The 17250-nt window shown below is 34.5% G+C and carries 11 protein-coding genes; 3 read left to right on the forward strand and 8 right to left on the reverse strand.

Annotated features, from left to right (window positions below):
- The first annotated feature begins 30 nt into the window (after positions 1-30).
- From AC2A1G_RS08025 to AC2A1G_RS08035, 3 genes are read left to right on the forward strand one after another with little or no spacing between them, the layout of a single operon-like run.
- Positions 31-450: a SufE family protein gene (locus AC2A1G_RS08025; RefSeq protein WP_484046516.1), complete on the forward strand. Its 420-nt coding sequence runs from the start codon at positions 31-33 to the stop codon at positions 448-450.
- Positions 451-452: 2 nt separating this feature from the next.
- Complete coding sequence (locus AC2A1G_RS08030) at positions 453-1418, forward strand: glycosyltransferase family 9 protein (RefSeq protein WP_484046396.1); 966 nt, start codon at positions 453-455, stop codon at positions 1416-1418.
- 5 nt (positions 1419-1423) lie between these two features.
- A complete protein-coding gene (locus AC2A1G_RS08035; protein ID WP_484046397.1) occupies positions 1424-2308 on the forward strand; it encodes a glycosyltransferase family 2 protein in 885 nt (294 codons plus the stop codon).
- Between the two features lie 128 nt (positions 2309-2436).
- Here AC2A1G_RS08035 and AC2A1G_RS08040 read toward each other — a convergent pair whose 3' ends face one another.
- From AC2A1G_RS08040 to AC2A1G_RS08075, 8 genes are all read right to left on the reverse strand, one after another.
- Positions 2437-3711: a Y-family DNA polymerase gene (locus AC2A1G_RS08040; RefSeq protein WP_484046398.1), complete on the reverse strand. Its 1275-nt coding sequence runs from the start codon at positions 3709-3711 to the stop codon at positions 2437-2439.
- 233 nt (positions 3712-3944) lie between these two features.
- Positions 3945-4862, reverse strand: a complete 918-nt coding sequence (locus AC2A1G_RS08045; RefSeq protein WP_484046399.1) for a helix-turn-helix transcriptional regulator — start codon at positions 4860-4862, stop codon at positions 3945-3947.
- 345 nt (positions 4863-5207) lie between these two features.
- Positions 5208-5591, reverse strand: a complete 384-nt coding sequence (locus AC2A1G_RS08050; protein WP_484046400.1) for a hypothetical protein — start codon at positions 5589-5591, stop codon at positions 5208-5210.
- A gap of 1 nt (position 5592) precedes the next feature.
- Positions 5593-6060, reverse strand: coding sequence for a transposase (locus tag AC2A1G_RS08055; protein WP_484046401.1), 468 nt, complete (start codon positions 6058-6060; stop codon positions 5593-5595).
- A 179-nt stretch (positions 6061-6239) separates the two neighbouring features.
- Positions 6240-6683: a hypothetical protein gene (locus tag AC2A1G_RS08060; protein ID WP_484046402.1), complete on the reverse strand. Its 444-nt coding sequence runs from the start codon at positions 6681-6683 to the stop codon at positions 6240-6242.
- Between the two features lies 1 nt (position 6684).
- A complete protein-coding gene (locus AC2A1G_RS08065; RefSeq protein WP_484046403.1) occupies positions 6685-9438 on the reverse strand; it encodes a hypothetical protein in 2754 nt (917 codons plus the stop codon).
- 110 nt (positions 9439-9548) lie between these two features.
- A complete protein-coding gene (locus AC2A1G_RS08070; protein WP_484046404.1) occupies positions 9549-13655 on the reverse strand; it encodes a hypothetical protein in 4107 nt (1368 codons plus the stop codon).
- Between the two features lie 292 nt (positions 13656-13947).
- Positions 13948-17055 (reverse strand): hypothetical protein, encoded by a 3108-nt coding sequence (locus AC2A1G_RS08075; RefSeq protein WP_484046405.1) that lies wholly within the window; start codon positions 17053-17055, stop codon positions 13948-13950.
- Between the last annotated feature and the right edge of the window lie 195 nt (positions 17056-17250).

The raw sequence follows: 17250 nt of genomic DNA on the forward strand, positions 1-17250 counted from the left end.
TTCTTATCTTTGCAGAAAGAAAGTATAGAAATGACCATTAAAGAAAAACAGCAGGAAATCATTGATGAATTTGCTTTTCTGGAAGATTGGGAGCAAAAATATGAATACATCATTGATCTCGGAAAAGAACTGAAAGGTCTTCCTGAAGATAAAAAAACCGATGAAAATATCATCAAAGGCTGCCAGAGCAAAGTGTGGATTGATGCGGAATTTAAAGATGGAAAACTGTTCTTCAATGCCGATTCAGACGGGATTTTGCCGAAAGGAATTGTGTCTCTTCTGGTGAGTATCTACAGCGGTCATTCTACAAAAGAAATTTTAGATTCAGATTTTGAATTTATTTCAGAGATTGGTCTGCAGGAGTTTCTGTCGCCATCCAGAGCCAATGGTTTGATGGCAATGACCAAACAAATTAAATTTTACGCAGTCGCTTATCAGTTGAAATCTTAGTTGTGACCAGAATTTTAGCATACCGTTTTTCCGCTTTTGGAGATGTTGCCATGACGGTTCCTGTTTTCAGGGAATTTCTTGAGCAAAATCCTGATGTGGAAATTGTGATGGTTTCCAGAAGTAATTTTGAGAGTTTGTTTTCTGATATTCAGAATGTAAAATTCAAAGGTGTAGACCTTGATGATTATAAGGGTTTTTTTGGATTGAGACGTTTGGCGAATGAACTTCAGAAAGAATTCAAACCCGATTTTGTTGCCAATCTGCATGATGTTATCCGCACAAAAATTCTGGATAAAATCTACAAAAGACGGGGTTTGAAGGTCTTTAAAATCAATAAAGGAAAAGAAGAAAAAGAACATCTCACCGATGTTTGGAATCTCAATAAAAAGCAATTGAAACTGACGGTTGAAAGATACGCTGATGTTTTCAGGGCAATGGGTTTCAGTTTGAAACTTTCGCATCAGTTAAGACCTTTAAGCAAAGATAAATCGGGGATAGGATTTGCTCCATTCGCGCAGCATCAGGGAAAAATGATGCCTCTTGAAAAATCTTTCGAGCTGGTAAAAATTCTTGCCAAAAAACATAAAATTTACTTTTTTGGAGGTGGCTCTAAGGAAACTGAAACCTTAAAATCATGGGAAGAGCAAATTCCAAATACAGAAAGTCTTGCCGGTAAACTGAGTCTTTCCGAAGAGTTAAAAAAAATATCCGAGCTAGAATTGATGATTTCTATGGATTCTGCCAACATGCATTTGGCGAGTGTGGTGGGAACGCGATGCATCTCGGTGTGGGGTTCTACACATCCTTTAGCGGGATTTTTGGGCTTCGGGCAAAGTGAAAACGATGTAGTGCAGGTTTCAGATCTTACCTGTCGCCCGTGCTCCGTTTTTGGAGACAAAGAATGCTACCGTGGTGACTGGGCCTGCCTTGAAGAGCTCAAAGTAATGCAGATTGTTGAAAAGATTTAAGAATAATGGTAAAGCTTTCGGTCTGTATTCCTGTTTATAATTTTGATGTTCGTGAATTGGTTTACGGACTGAAAAAGGAAATCGAAAGGCAAAATCTCTCTGCCGAAATCATTTTAATTGATGATTTTTCTAATAAACAGTTTTTTAGTTTAAATTCTGCAATTCAAAATATTACGGATGTGTTTGTTCCGCTTGGTGAAAATGTGGGACGGTCAAAAATCAGAAATCTTTTTTTGAATTATGCTCAGGGAGAATATCTTCTTTTTTTAGACTGTGACGTAAAAATGATGTCTGATCATTTTCTTGGAAAATATTTAGAAACGATACAGCAAAATCCAGAGTTAGCTCTGATGTATGGAAGTTTTTGCGTTGTAGAACAATTTGCACAAACCTTAAGAAACCAATATTCTGCGGAGAGAGAAATTTTCTTCGGAGACAAATCCACTGATTTTTCAGTATTCAAAACGGTTAATTTTGTTATTAAGAAAGATGTATTCCGTAAATTTAAATTCAATGAAAATCTTGAACAGTACGGGTATGAGGATTATATTTTTTCAAAACTTCTTGAAGAAAACGCTGTAGAATTTTTAGCTTTTCAAAATCCGGTTTTTCATTACGATGATACACCAAATTCGGTGTTTTTGAATAAATTGAAACTTGCGGCAAAATCGCTGTCAATCCTTGCAAAAGATAAGAACAATCTAAAATATTTAAAGAGTATGAGATTGTATAAAACAGCGGCAATTCTTGAGAAATTCTGCATGAAATCGGTATTTCTTTTCGTTTTTTCAATATTCGAAAAGAAAATAGAATCAAATCTTTTTTCAAAGAAACCAAGCATCAAAAATCTTGATTTATATAAACTTGCTTTTTTTCTAAGAGCAAAGTAATTTTTTTTTTTTAAAATTTATTTCTCGGCAAACCGATCTCATCAGAAGGTCATGCTTACCCATCTTTTATCTGGTTTAAACCAAAAGCTGAGTCTCTTTTAAGACTGATGAAGTAAAGCAAGAGTATTTTAATGAAACCTGAAATTTGCTTCAGGAAGTGTGTTGTTTTTTAAAAGAGCTTCATATTCCGGAGATAATTTTGCTCTTCCCCAGGTGTTTTGTCCACTCATGCTTCCGAGACGTACTTTATCTTTACCATACTTTTTATTCATCGCATCCATCGCTCTCATCACAGGTAAATGCTGATTTTGAGTATCTTCTTCAAACAGATTAATCAATCTTTGATCTTCAGGAACAAAATCATTGACGATTACTCCCGCTTTTTTGTAGTGAAATCCTTCCTCGAAAATAGATTCAAACAGATCATTCACTGCTCTGCCAATAAGGATTGACGAATTGGTAGGGTTGGGAAGAATCAGTGTTTTGGCGTTCCTATATTCCGGCAAATCTTTTCTGAAACGGTTAGTCTGCACAAAAACCGTTATCATTTTACAGCAGGTATTTTGCTTTCTTAGCCTTTCAGAGCAATACATCCCGAAGGTTTCTACCCGTTCCCGAACTTCATCTTTTTTTGTTAACATCTGCATGAAGCTTCTCGTTACCGCAATAGATTTTTTTGGTGAAGGCGAATCTAATTCGAGATGGCGGATTCCTTTCAGTTCATTAATCATCCTTACGCCATGAATTCCCATGATTTTACGAACCCACATTTCAGGTTTTTGAAGCAAATCCCAGGCTTTATGCACGCCATGGTCCATCATTTTTGCGCTTAATCTGCGACCTATTCCCCAGACATCGCCGATGTTGAGCCATTTTAGGGCTTTTTCAATCTTTTCGGGAGTATCTAAAATATATACTCCACCACTGAATTGTTCCGGAAACTCTTTTACAATTCTATTGGCAACTTTGCATAATGTTTTTGAAGGAGCTATACCTATGCTAACGGGGATTTTCGCTTCATCTTTGATTCTCTTTCGAATCTCAAGACAATAATCCTGTATATTGATATATTTAAAGCCTGTGAGATTTAAAAATAATTCATCGATACTGTAGGTTTCAAATTCTAAAACGTAAGAACTTGCAATTGCAATAACCTGTTGACTTTTAAAGTTATATAGTTCAAATTTTGCAGAAAAACATTTTACATCATGATTTTTAAAAAGCTCTTTATATTTGAATGCGGGAGCTCCCATCGGAATTCCCAAATCTTTTGCTTCTTTACTCCGAGACACAACGCATCCATCGTTGTTGGACAAAACAACAACGGGCTGATTTTCAAGTTTCGGATCGAGCGTTCTCTCACAGGAAACAAAGAAATTATTGCAATCTACTAAAGCGTACATATGCTTAAAAAACTTATTTGTGGAAACAAAATTATACTTTTTAAAGTTTAAAACCTATTAAGTGCAAGGGTTTAAAATTTTAAATTAGGTGCTGTAAATCAGGTTTTTGCGATTATTGTTGTGTGAAAATGTAGTGTTTACGAGCCTTGATGAAACTTTAAATAAAATCGACAAAATTAAATATATATGTTAATTAAAATAAATTGAATTTTATATGTAGGAGCAGCTCATTTTCATTTTAAATATCCATTTATAGTTTCCTGCAGCTGCTGTAAAATTTGATTAGCAAAAGATTTTGGCTCAATGACCGTCGCTTCTTTGCCGTAAGAAAGTATTTCCTGCATAAAATCGTAAGTGGGATGCAGGAAAAACTCAAAATCGATTTTTTCCGGCGTTTCTCTGATCTCTTTCTGAGAATGATGAAGCGGAAAACTTCTGATATATTCTCCCTGATGACGGCTGCATCTCAGTATTATTTTTTCCGGATTTTGTTCTGAGAGATTCATCACACCGAAAGCATTGCGAAAATGCTCTCTCAGGTCAAATTTATACTTTTCTTTAAAGGTTTTATCTGAAACACCAAGATAGTTTATTCTGTCTAAGCCGAAAGATTTCAGCGATTTATCATTGGTGTCTACCGCAATGAGATACCATCTGTCTTTAGATTGTTTTAAAGCCAATGGATGAACCTTTCTTGAAGTCATTACTTTATTCTTGTAATTGTAATGTTCAAACTCAACAATTCGTTTGTTGCGGATAGCAAAGAAGAGATCATAAAAATGATCTACACCCGATGGTTTTCTGCTTTCAAAAAAGACGGTTCCTGCAAAATCCGGTCGTTGGTTAATGGCATTGTTTACCTGAAAAGTTTCTAATAATTTCTGGTTGTATTCATCAACTTCCATATCAGGGCGGCCATCGATGTAATATCTTTTGTCGCCTTTCTTTTTGTTGTGAATGGTTAGATTAAAAAGTCTTGAAATCTCACGGATATCTCTCTGTAGAGTACGGATGGAATAGCTTTGTACGCCTGCATCCTGAAACTCGAAAGAGGTCAGCAGATAATCTTCAAGCTGGGAATAGTCTGCCGGAGCGGTTTCTAATTTCTTTATTATCAAAGCATATCTTGCCAGGTAAAAATCTTTTTTCATCTGATATTTGTTTTTTGGTCTGCAATCTTATTACTAAAATTTACTACCACAAATATATTGGCTTAATGCGACAAAAGGTGTCGTGTTTTATTTTTTGTGGATAAATTTTTGAATATTATTAAGCTTTCAAAAAAGTGCCTTTGTATTCGTTTCTGCTGCCGGGCTCAGACAGCAAAACTTATAAAATATAACCTTTCAGGATTATGAAACGTGTAATTTCTACTCATCTTTATGTTTTTTATAAAGATAAAAAATAATACAATTTTAGAAGTTGGTTTAAAAAAAAGCCACACGAAGGGATTCGTGCGGCAGTGGATATTAAGTTTTTTAATATTCATTTTAATTCTAATCCCTTCGTGGACCTTTAAATAATATCATAGGCTTGTATCTAGTTCCTACATATTTCATAAGTTCATTTATTTCTTCTTGAGATAACAAAGGGTTGAAAACTATTTTATCCCCCATAAGCTTAAAAACATCTGAAACTTCAGGACAGAATTTAAAAAAAATAGGATAGATAGTTTTTTTATGATTGTTCAAAAGAAAATGGTCTTTAAAATATTCGGTATTGATAGCTCTTTTGTCATTATATACTTCATATAGCCATTTCACCAAATTTAAACGACAAGAATCCACATCCCACCCGTCCATATTATTAATTGCATTTTTCAATATTTCTTTTTCTTGGCGAAGAAGTGTCTTAGCCACTATTTCTATTTTAGGTTTCATATTATTTATTTTTTATTAAATCATTTAGGTATTCAAAGATATCCCCTGCTACCACACGAAGGGATTCGTGCGGTAGGGGGGGCTTATTTTCATGTCTCCAAAATTGATATTGGCTTACATTTGAAGTTTTTGAACCTTCTTTAAGAAAGAAATCTAGTAAGAATTCTTTTCTGTTTTCTTTAGGATTTTCTTTGATGGCTTGTACAATTGCTCTGCTTGTAAATCTTTTTAAATCGCCAATCAGAAGTTCTGGTTTCTGCCCATTTATACTTCTGAAAACTAAATGCACATGGCTAGACATGATACACCACGCATGAATTTCTAAGCCTTTGTTCTTTTGGCAGAATCTTACACTTTCCAGAAATAGGTCTTTGTATTCATTTCGAATAAATACATCCAGCCAGCCTACGACAGCAAAGCTTATGAAATATAAACCTTCGGGATTATGGAATTTGTAATTTCTACTCATCATTTTATGTTTTTATAAAGATAAAAAATAACACAATTTTAGAAATTGGTTTTTTTTAAGAAAAAGCCACACGAAAGGATTCGTGCGGCAGCGAGGATTTATCTTCTATAAAAATTCGTTTATTATGAAAAATCTGATCAAATTCACCAATTCGTGCGGCAGCGGGGGGGGGTTACAATTTAATCTTCTTTAAAAATACTTAAATATAAAGGCTTTTCATTTGCCAAACACTCTTTTATGATTTCATGAAGTTCTAACAAATCTCGTATTGCTTTGTCATTATCATTAATATCTATTGGGCGAATATCCAATTCTATTGTTTCTCCTTTGTAAACCACAGTATCTGTGCCTTCCTTTATAGAAATATGAACTCTTAAAGACAGCCAATATTCTATTTGCTCCTCTACTGCTTTATTAAATGCTACAATTTCTTCTCCACTTAAAGGAACATCCTTAAAATCTTCTTCCTTAATATATTGCGGTATAGATTTACGAATTACTTGCAAATAATCCTCATCCGAATATGTAAACTCCGAACCATAAATGTATTTATTATTTTTGTTGGCAATAAAATCAAAATGATCCTGATTGTATTTTATTGCATTGCTAAATGTGATTTTCATTTTATTTATCTTTTAAAAAATTAACAATTACCTGATCTTCTTTAACATTACCTATATCATACCTTACCTTTCCAAAGCCTAATTTTTTCATTTTAGAACCTGTAAAAGTAGATAAAGCGGCATCTTCTATACTTTCGCCCGCTTTTCTCGCTTCCCAAAACTTGGTTAAATTAATAGATTGTCCTCCGTAGTCTTCATACATATTTGCCTTCTTCCACCAACCGATAACACCATCTATCTGACCAAATTTTTTATTGGTTTTATAGAAAGCCACGGCATCGGAAAGCATCAAATCTCCTAAACCTGAATATTTATCAGTAATGGTTTTTGGAATATTAAAATCACCCATTAACATTTTTTCTTCTCCAAAAACAGGCAAACGGTTTGCTTTTGCAGTATTTGCATCCAATAAACGGGTAAAACAATTTAGTTTTTCTGTTCTGCCGTTTATGCTTATGCTGTAAACCAGCTTATCAGCTTTTTCTTGGTTTCTAATTAGTTGTCCAATTGTTTTCTCAAAACCATCTTTTAAATCAAAAACCATTTTAATGCCTTTTTCTGGGGTTTTCCCCAAAAGAGTTTCGTCTACTAAAGATAAAGTTTTTCTATTAATAAGGGTTTCTTCCAACAACACCTTCAATTTTTCGGGGTATTTAAACGTCTTCTTCAGCTCCTTATAAAAACTCCTTGTCCATTTTTCATTATAAAAATCTTGTAAAATCCTTTCACCTTTATATACCAATGCATATTCTTTCTCACCTATTTCCACAACAACTGCTCCAGCTTTATATAATGGTAACAGATTTCTTTCTAATCTACCAAAGGCAAAAGCCGTAGCTTTAGGGATTTTATCACTGTTGTAAGCTAAAATCTTTACGGTTATTTCGGTATTGGGTTTCAGTGTGTTCCCTGCAAAAGTAAGAATTTCTCTTCGCAGCAAAATTTTACCCAGACTTTGCTCGTAAGCCTCTAAAAGGAGACTTTTGCTTTCCAGTGCTTTCAGATAGCAGAATACACTTTTTGCAAAAACCTGTTCAACAATTGCTACAGATGCAAAACCCAATCCTCCGACTAAATAGACGTTGTTCCAAGCATCTAAAAATTCTTTACCGCCGGGATTTCGTTCAATATCTTCTCTGTTGGCAGTAATGCCAATATCTGCTAAAGCAAGACCGATACCTATGGATTCTGCAGCTATTCCTACCGCTCCTCCAGCCGGGAAAAATACAACTCCCAAAACAATAGCCAATACATCAAAACCTATCCTTACAGCATCTTCTCTCAGCTGCTGATCTCTCTCCTCGGCAAAGGCTTTAATGCCTATCGCAGATGTAAATGGGAAAGGAGGTTCTTTAAGATCGGGATACTTAATGTGTACAATATCCATAGGATGATACAGATTTCCTTCTTCAGATTCCTCAAGAGAATAAGATGTTATTTCCTCGGACTTTCCCGGAATACCTGGCATCATACCCGGAGTATACACTGTTTTCTTTTCTGCTTTCTTTTTCATTTGCTGTAAGAAAAACTCATTGTCTTTCTCATCCTGAAACATACTTCCCGAAGAGACTGCATAATCTTCTCCTATGGTAAATTCCTGATCAAGAATTCTTAAACCTTCAAAAGAATTATCTATACAGAGAGCTGTAATAAAATTGGCAAACAGGGTTTTGTTGCCCCATTCTTTGCCGTCTACTACCGAGGTTTTGTTCATGTTGTTGAAGATTCGCTTTACCATTGTTTGGTTACTTTTAAAACTCTCGAAAAGAAACCGACTGTTTTTGAAGACCTTCAACAAATTAATTAATGCACCACTGGAGTCTTTTGCCCAGCTAAAAGCACCTTTATCATCATACTTTACCAGCTTTTCCAAATGTTCCCAAACAAGCATTTGAGAGGCACTTACCGTTCTGGATTCTCCTGTTTTTTTATCTTTGATAATAATCATTTCATTATCAAACTTTCCATCCAGTTTAGCAAGTAAGCTTTCTATTACAAAATCCGGCATGTTTTTGTACAAGAAATTCAGTGCTGCAGGATCCAAGGTTTTTTTTACTTTATCTGTGAAAAGCGTAATGATCTCATTTTTTGAATTGCTTCTAAGATTTATTTTTTGAGATAAAGCCACGTATCCATCAGCATCAGATGTACTGATAATAACCGCATTATACTCTTTTTCCAGTTCATATTTGCCTGTCGTGTCATTGAAATCTCTTTTATCCAAATAATCGGTGTAAACAAAGCTGAGTTGGAAATACATTTCTTTTTCTTCAGGATTGAGATGAAATATCCTTCCATAGTCTTTTAAGCTGACAAAACAGGCTCTTTTGTTAAGTTCCACAGTTAATAAAGCAGACTTTTCCTCGTTCCCTTTGGTATAATAAAAATACTTTTCTGGAACAAATGTGGTTGATGTTGAAGAAATTACTGTTGGACTAATTCCTCCTTCAGTTTTCGGGTTATTTAAAGTATAATTTTGATAGTAGAAAAAGAACTTTTCATTTGTACTATCTGTCAAATCATTTACAAGCTTAATCACTTCCATATTGGCAGAATAAAAATCGCCTTGAGTATCTGTACACTTGTAACCAATTCCTTTTTCAACAAATTTTTTATCATACGAAATTTCTTCAAAAGACCGCCTTATTTTTCCCTGCAAAGGATTTTTATTCCCTTCAAAGCCATTACTTATTTCCTCAAAAGAAAGAATTTTATATCCGAATAAATCTCCGAACTCGTCGTTAAAATTTTCCATTTTATTTGTTTTTTAGTCATTAATATTTTATTTTTTTAGCATAAGATTACAGGGCAGCACTTTCACATGCTGCCCGATAACCTCAGGTTTTAACTTAAAAAAAGTTAGTGTTAGACTAAAAATTTGCTTAATGGAGCCTGATTTTTATACTCGTCGTAAGAAAGTGCCTGTCCGTTTTTATCTAAGACTCTTGAAAGTCCAAAATCAAGATGAGGAGAAGTTACTTTTACATAAGTATCTGCATCTGTAGAGAATGCCAGTTTTTGCTGTACAGGATCTGCTCCTATTTCAGAGAAATCAAAACTTGGGATAAGTCTTGCATTTACTTTGAAAGTAATTCCGTTTTCGCCTGTAGGATAAGCTTCAACACCTTCAATCTGAGAAATTTCTTCAGCAAGAGCTTTATAAAATTTCACTGAAGAATCTCCTTCTGCCCATGATGATGAATAATCTACCTCAATGGTATTTCCTAAACACTGATATGTTCTGGGGAAAGTAAGGTTATCCCTAAGATCTTTTACTGTAGCAAAAGACACATTATCCATTTCATTAAAACTAATCTGCACCCATTTGTCAGATGACTGACCAATCTGGTTGTTGTTGAGCGCAAAATTGCTTCCGCACATTTCTCCCAGCTGATCGTCAAATTTCACTCCCGGTTCACAGTTGCAAGGCAAAGCTTTTTCTACTTTTAAACCGATAGAATCTGCCTGAAGAATTGTCAATGAGGTTGGAATTTTCTCTCTCCAAGGCTCACCTTGTTTTTCGCCTACAGCAGAACGCATTTCGTCTACAATAGATAAGAATAATGGATCATCGATTACAGGAACTTCACCGCCATTCCAGATTTGTCCGGTTGACAAGAAGTGTCTTACTGCTTCTTCGAAGCCAGGTCTTACTGTAACAATCACTCTAGCCATACCAGACTGTATAAAGGCTCTGAATGTAGGATCATTATCATCAAACTGATAAAGTTCTGACCATCTTTTTCTTTCTCCCCAATAAAAAGGATAGAAATTGTAGCTCATAATATCCCATTCGAAAGCCTGTTCCATAAATTTAACGAAAGCAGCGTATTGATCTAAAGAAGAATCAACTTTAATATCGGTATTTAAGAACGTTTCATCTCCAGAAGTATAACCATTGTTGTGATATTTTCCTTTACCAAAAGTAAGTGCGGCATTCGTATTCTGATCAATCATATAAGAAATACAGTTTTTTCTTAAAATGGTATTTTCAATTTTTCTGTAGAAGCCTGGATTTGAACCTTTAATTTGTACACCTAAAGCTTTTGCTTCTGCTAAAGCTTGGTTATATTTTTCTAATTCAATTTCATAAGCTTCGATAATTTTGTTGAAAGCTTTTTGGAACCACGCATTTTTGACTTCATTAGAAAGAAAACAGTCTAAAGATACACTTATTGTAACCCCTGCTGTATCGGCACTTTCAAATGCAAAGCCTACTTTCTGTGTGTATTTTTTCTGAAAAGTAAATGATTCGTTTATCATTAAATGGGATTGTGGTAATCCTATTCCTTTACTAACATCTCCAACCGTTACTACAATATGAGTCCATTCATATTTAGATGGCTGGAAAAAGTGGGTTGCATTTAGCCAACCACCACTAGCTACATAACCTTCAGGAATATCTATAGAATCTGATTTTGCAGCCATTTCGCCATTAGTTTCTCCTCTGGAAACACTCATTGCTTTGGTGACTCTAATTTCATTTTCTGGCTTTTGATCAATTTCGACATTATACTTACTGAGCCAAAATTTTAACTTAGCTTCATCAAATAATGCTGTATAATCTTTAGTTTGCATCGTAGACGATTCTCTAGGATCAATTGGCTTTACTATCTGTGTAGAAGCATCAATCATTTTTACCCCTAAAGAATGTAATTTTGCTGGCTCAGGAATCATAAACTCAAACATCATACGTTTACCGTAATTGTAGATTTGGTTTTTTACTACTTTATCTACCCATCTGTACACTCCCACAACATGACTATTACCTTTGGTATTGTCGAAACCGTGTTTGTTGTTTTCTTCGTATTCCTCTAAAACTTTGTCAATACGTTCTTCTTTTACTTTTGTAACAATTCTGTCTAAAGCTCTTGCTGTAATATCTTTTGCTTCAGTTACAGCCTGTCTGTTGCTTTCTTCTTTGGAGTTATGAGTGGCATAACTTGCTGCTACATTAAAACTGAGACCTCCATTTGGAACCTTGTAGTTTGCGTTAAATCCTGTAGATGCCGCAAAGTCCCTAGATTCCTGCATAATTTTGGAAATCTCACTCTGCATTTCATGTCTTTCTGTAGTTGTAGTATCTGTCAGTTTTTCTTTTTCAGATTCTGTAGACTTTGTAGTTTGAGATTCACTTCTTTTTAATCTTCTTGTGGAGCGTTCTTTGTATTCACGCGCCATAATGTTTTCGATGTGAGCAACGTCTCCTTCCACATAGCAATAAGTGCTTTGCTCTACTTTAAGATAATCTGCTACACCAATGTTTTTCATTCCAAAGCCTGAAGGGATAAAAGCTCCAGTTTCAACTGGCGTTCCAGGATTCGCTGGCGTTTGAGGATTTCCGGGATTAGTTGGATTTTCTGGCTCTTCGTTTCCTCGATCTTTGCGTGTAAATGTTCCTGGTCCTTCAAATTTATATGTATTGTTTGATGTTACATTTAGTATTGCTTTCATGATATAAACCAATCCATCGTTTAATGTAACCTCGCCTTCTAAGGATAGTATTTCATATTTATCTAATGTTGTACTTGAAAGATTTTCTGTACCACTAAATAATGTTGTTACATTCGGCGCACCATAAGTATAAGCTAAAGTAGCGTTTGCAACTACTTGCTGATTAGGATCTGTAATTTTATAGTTTCCACTAATAATATGTTTAGGCTGATTAATATCGCTAGTAACAATCATAGAAGTGTTAAAGCTCATACCTGCACGCCAAGTTCTTGCAAAAAATGGAATAACCTGATTGTTAACATTTAGGCTGTTTACAGGAATAACTACTCCTCCTACAATTGCGGATACTTGTTGATTGACAACTGTATTCGTAAGTACAGCCTGCTGTAGAACCTGATTATTTGTAGCAATAGTTTGATTCAGCTCGTCAAAAGTGGTGATTCCGGCTAAAGCTTCTGTAACTGAAGAGGTTCCAAATAATTTGTTCAAAGCATTTTGATCCTGGATACTCATTGTTCTGCCTAATTTTGCAGCATCAATTTCCGAAGTATTAAAACTAAATTCAAAATCAGGAATTTCTGTCTCTGCAACAGTGATGTGCATAATCTCATCTTTGATACGGTGTAACTCCATATCTAACTCTGCATTTGCATAGAATTTTTCAGGATCTGCAACACTTAATTGAGTAAGATAATTGATTCTGTTTTCTAAAATCTGTTTTTTTCGGTCTGCTTCAGCAGCTTCTCTTCGAATAGATTGAATAGCTGGTTTTGTTTCTCTTTCATATGCAGTGTAAGCCGATTTGTACGCCTCGTCGTATTGTTTCTTGTACGTCTTTTCTAATTTAGACAAAGAATTTACAAGATCCTGATTTTCTTTCAGACTAATCGTAGCTTCTGCAAACTTCATTGCTTGGTCATTATAGACCGTTTTCTGGGTTGTTGAGATACCAGTTTGAAGAGCATTTGATTGTGAAACTTTAAATAGTTCTTTCGGTAAAACTACTCTAGCTTTAATCATATCCTGATATGATTCTTCTGAAGTATCATAATTTTCAAGAATGTGAGCTAAATGAAGATACTGCATGATCAGTTCTTTTGCGTAAAAATCTTTTTGAGTTACTACTTGATAAGTAAGGTTATCCCAAAGAACTTCAGTAACGGCTAAAGAGCCATGGGTTTTGCACAGTTCAATTTGTTTATCAAACTCTTCTTTAGTAGCGGTTGATTTATTTCTCGCAACCCAGATTGCGAAATCATAAAAATCAGGATAAAGAGTTTTTAATGAATCTTCAGAATGTACAGTAAAACCATTAATTGCTGAAGGGTTTTTGAATAAAGATTGTAAGCTTGTAGTAGAATTTACCAATGGATCAATCTTACTTGTGCTTTTCACTTGTGGGCTTCTGAAGACAAATCTTCTGTTTTTGTTTTTAGGATCTGATAATTCAGGGTTTCTCATTGCTGCAAACCTAAAAAGAGTCTGTGAAGAATTGTTGTTGTTTAAATTTGTTGACATTTTAAAATTGTTTTTGTTTTTAAGATTAAGATTTTTGGAAAGTTCTTTTTAGTAGAATGGTTTTCCAGTTAAGTCTTATTTTTTTTAGTGGTGTCAGACTATCGATATCCACCAGAATTTTTATTAAGCATAAATTTATTTTTTGACATAGTTCTGGCTGTTCAGCATTCTTTGAATGATGAATTTTTAATATTTTAGTAAGTTTTTGGGGATTCCTTTCCGGCTTTATTTATACTTCAAAAGTAGGACTGAAAAGCGACAGAACTTGACGTGTTTTATTTTTTTTAATTATTTAGTTTACAATTTCAGTATGCCCCATCATGGTCATAACAATTCTTCCATCATTGCTCATATAGAACATAGTAGTAGAGTTTTCTTTAAGCCCGATGTAATTTCCCGAATTATTGATCTGAATACCTAATGAAAAAGAATGAGGATTTCTAACGATAATGGAGTCTTCTCTTTTGAAATTGCTGAGATCAATATCCGCAGATGCGTTTACCAAGATATTAAACTGATATTTTCCTGTAGTAAAGTCATGTAGATCTATTGGGCTTCCATCAAATATAAAATCAATTGATTTTAATGCATCTGATAAACTTTCCGGATTGAAATTTCCTGCATGCCAGATTTCTGAATTATTGATAAAGGCCGATGAGTTGGTTATCTTAAAGATTTCATTGCCATCGTTATTAATACCAATGGTAAAATAATCCGCAATCGGGCCTAAACTCCAGTTTGTTTCAGATTTAAAACCTATTCTTGGATAATATTGGCCACTACCATAGTCTTTATATCCCAAAAGGATATTCTTACCGCCTGGAGTCCATGTTTTTAAAGGCGTTGCAGGTGCCGAAAATAAACCATCTGGCGTGTAAGAACTAAAATAAGTTTGAAACATTCTATCTGAAAATGTCCCGATATCGGTACTAAATGAGATGTAGTCACCTGCAGGCTGGTAATCCGCAGGATTCAAGTTTTCTGAATTCCATACTGTTTTCCATTCGGTATAACTACCATTATATTCTTGCCTGAATTGTAATTTTTCTAAATTACCATTCATTCCCATTCTTAATTGGCCACCCCATAAATTACCATCACCTAAACCATTTCTGTGCTGAATATTTATTGCGTTCCACCATACGTTATCGTCATCCTTAATTGAACCTATTTGTGTTTTTCCTCCAAAATTATTAAAGTACGTACCGTCACCTTCTTCACCATTAATAGCGTGAACTTTATTATTTACCAAATCAACAATTTGAGGTAAATAAATATTATCTACTTGTGAACCTATGGTTGGGTTAATATCCATTACGCCGTCACCTCCGCCTCCTTCATCCCAAATGAAGTCAATCGTTGAATAACCAGCATCAATGTCAAAAGTAGCAGTTGCTCCCGAATTATAACCTCCATTAGAATAAACCTGCTCTCCATTGATGTAAATTGTACATCCATCATCATGAGTAAAACTGAATGATATAGTTTTGTTTGTTGCTGAGTATAAGACAGTTCTTAACAAACCTGTATAATTATTTCCGTTATCGCCTGTTACTAAGTTTACTCCTTCATTAACAACTCCTTGAAAAATAATATTATTTTCATCAAATCTCTTGTAAGTTCTTGGAGTTCCTACACCTGTACCTCCTTGAACTTTATAAAAAACCCACTTATTTTCAACCGATGTATTTGGTAGATGAGGTAATTGCTTATAAGCAGTTACTTTTGTTGAAATTTCATCAATTTTAGATTGTGGCAAATTATAACCGTCCCAAATAACATAAGAACCTACCCCAGCTCTACTATGAAACAAGCCGGCAGAACTTTGAATATAAGTACTATGTCCAGAATTTGCTAAATAGGTTGCATCAGTAAGTTGAGCTAAGTTCCAACCTTGTAAAGTTCTTAATTGACTGCCTATGAAGCCTGTACCATAAATATTTCCGTCACGATATATAAAAGCTTTTTTGTTATAGGTATTTCCATCATCATCAGAAAAATAAAAACCATACCCAGCGCTACTACTATCACCAGCTCTCGCATTTCCTACTTTCCATCTTGTGCCATACCAGTTTAAAATATGTCCTGATACCACACCATCAACACCCGCACTTGTGGAGTCTCTCCAAACTCTAACTTCATTGCTTTCGTTACCATAAAATCTAACATCAGCAGTTTGTGCGAAATTTTTATTAGCATTAATTTGTTGAGGTGTATTTGATAAAATAACATCAGAAACATCAGGAATTTCACTCGTCAACGCTAATCTTTCATTATTCCAATATAAAGAGTTATTAGATGAGTTAAATGGTATTTCAACAATAGAATTTTCTATTTCTGAATTAATTGTTCCCGCGTCAACATTGAAATAAACATAAACTTTCATCATATCTATTTTAGAGGCATAGCCTTTGAAAAATACATTTTTGTCTATATCTGGAGTAAATTTTAAACCTATGTAATTTATACCATTTACTGTTGCTCTCGCTAATTTTACACCTGTAGGATTATTACCATTTTTATATAAAATAGAAGCATGATACTGATTCATATTTTGGTCACCATTCCATAAACCATTTTTAAAATTTAATTCAAAAACTTCGAAAGCATTGCCTACGCCTATACTTTCCAAATCAATGGTTCCTGCATATCTTGAAAGAATGAAGTCTCCGGAAACTGTTGAAGTGTCTTCTTCAAAAGGTATATTGTATTGACTTTTGGCTAATGGCATAAACGCGTAAGAATTATAATCAGTGTTACCTAGTCTTTCATAATTTTTAGCAAAATCTTTCACAGATTTATGACCTCCGCCGCCTAGTAAAATGTGATCATTATTTGAAGATGCTTTTTTGAATCCTGATGCATTTATGGGAATATAGTTTGAACCAGCTTGGTTAATAAAATGAAAATTTTCACTTTCGAATCTCAATTGTCCCTCTGAATTACCGTGCTTGGAAAAAGTTACTCCAGGTAAAGAACCATCTTCTGCATAAATCTTCAGTTTATTGTTATTGGAGTCATTTCCACCAATTGTGTAAAATGTTTTTCTTCCATTGACCGATTGATTGGTATTGGTAGTCATTTGAAACTCTGTTGAGTTAATCTGAATATAAGCCGATCCGCTCCATCTGTACTGTGTACTGTCGGATGTTACAATGTATATTTTGCCTTTTTCACCGAATGCAGGCAGGTTTTGTAATGTATCGCTTTCGATAACATCATCTACGTAGCTGGGAAGCTGTGTGGCAGGTACTGTTCCGTTTACCAGATCGGCTTTCTTTTTCCACAAAGGTTCCGTTTGCCCGAAATCTCTGTTATTATGCCAGAACGAAACCATCTTCTCCCAAAAGGAAGAGCCTCCGCTGCTAAAATTGCTATTATTATTTTCTTCTGTCTTCATTAATTCATATTTTTGTTGAAGGTTTTTAAGATTAAAATTTTGAAGTCTCTTTTTATTAGAGTTTATTCATATTTTAGCCTTATTTTTTAGGGTGGTTTCCGGCTTCGGATGTCCACCTTAATTTTTAATTTGCATGATCTTTTATTTAATTTTTTGACATAATTCTGGCTGTTCAGCATTTTGTGAATGGTGAAT

The sequence above is a fragment of the Chryseobacterium sp. HNCC26DJ240 genome, from assembly GCF_057180485.1.

Excerpts from the sequence above, each read along its gene's own strand:
- AC2A1G_RS08065 (WP_484046403.1), bottom strand. The coding sequence starts at position 9,438 with ATGGAAAATTTTAACGACGAGTTCGGAGATTTATTCGGATATAAAATT.
- AC2A1G_RS08050 (WP_484046400.1), bottom strand. The coding sequence starts at position 5,591 with ATGAAACCTAAAATAGAAATAGTGGCTAAGACACTTCTTCGCCAAGAA.
- AC2A1G_RS08025 (WP_484046516.1), top strand. The coding sequence starts at position 31 with ATGACCATTAAAGAAAAACAGCAGGAAATCATTGATGAATTTGCTTTT.
- AC2A1G_RS08070 (WP_484046404.1), bottom strand. The coding sequence starts at position 13,655 with ATGTCAACAAATTTAAACAACAACAATTCTTCACAGACTCTTTTTAGG.
- AC2A1G_RS08045 (WP_484046399.1), bottom strand. The coding sequence starts at position 4,862 with ATGAAAAAAGATTTTTACCTGGCAAGATATGCTTTGATAATAAAGAAA.
- AC2A1G_RS08035 (WP_484046397.1), top strand. The coding sequence starts at position 1,424 with ATGGTAAAGCTTTCGGTCTGTATTCCTGTTTATAATTTTGATGTTCGT.
- AC2A1G_RS08075 (WP_484046405.1), bottom strand. The coding sequence starts at position 17,055 with ATGAAGACAGAAGAAAATAATAATAGCAATTTTAGCAGCGGAGGCTCT.
- AC2A1G_RS08060 (WP_484046402.1), bottom strand. The coding sequence starts at position 6,683 with ATGAAAATCACATTTAGCAATGCAATAAAATACAATCAGGATCATTTT.
- AC2A1G_RS08055 (WP_484046401.1), bottom strand. The coding sequence starts at position 6,060 with ATGAGTAGAAATTACAAATTCCATAATCCCGAAGGTTTATATTTCATA.
- AC2A1G_RS08040 (WP_484046398.1), bottom strand. The coding sequence starts at position 3,711 with ATGTACGCTTTAGTAGATTGCAATAATTTCTTTGTTTCCTGTGAGAGA.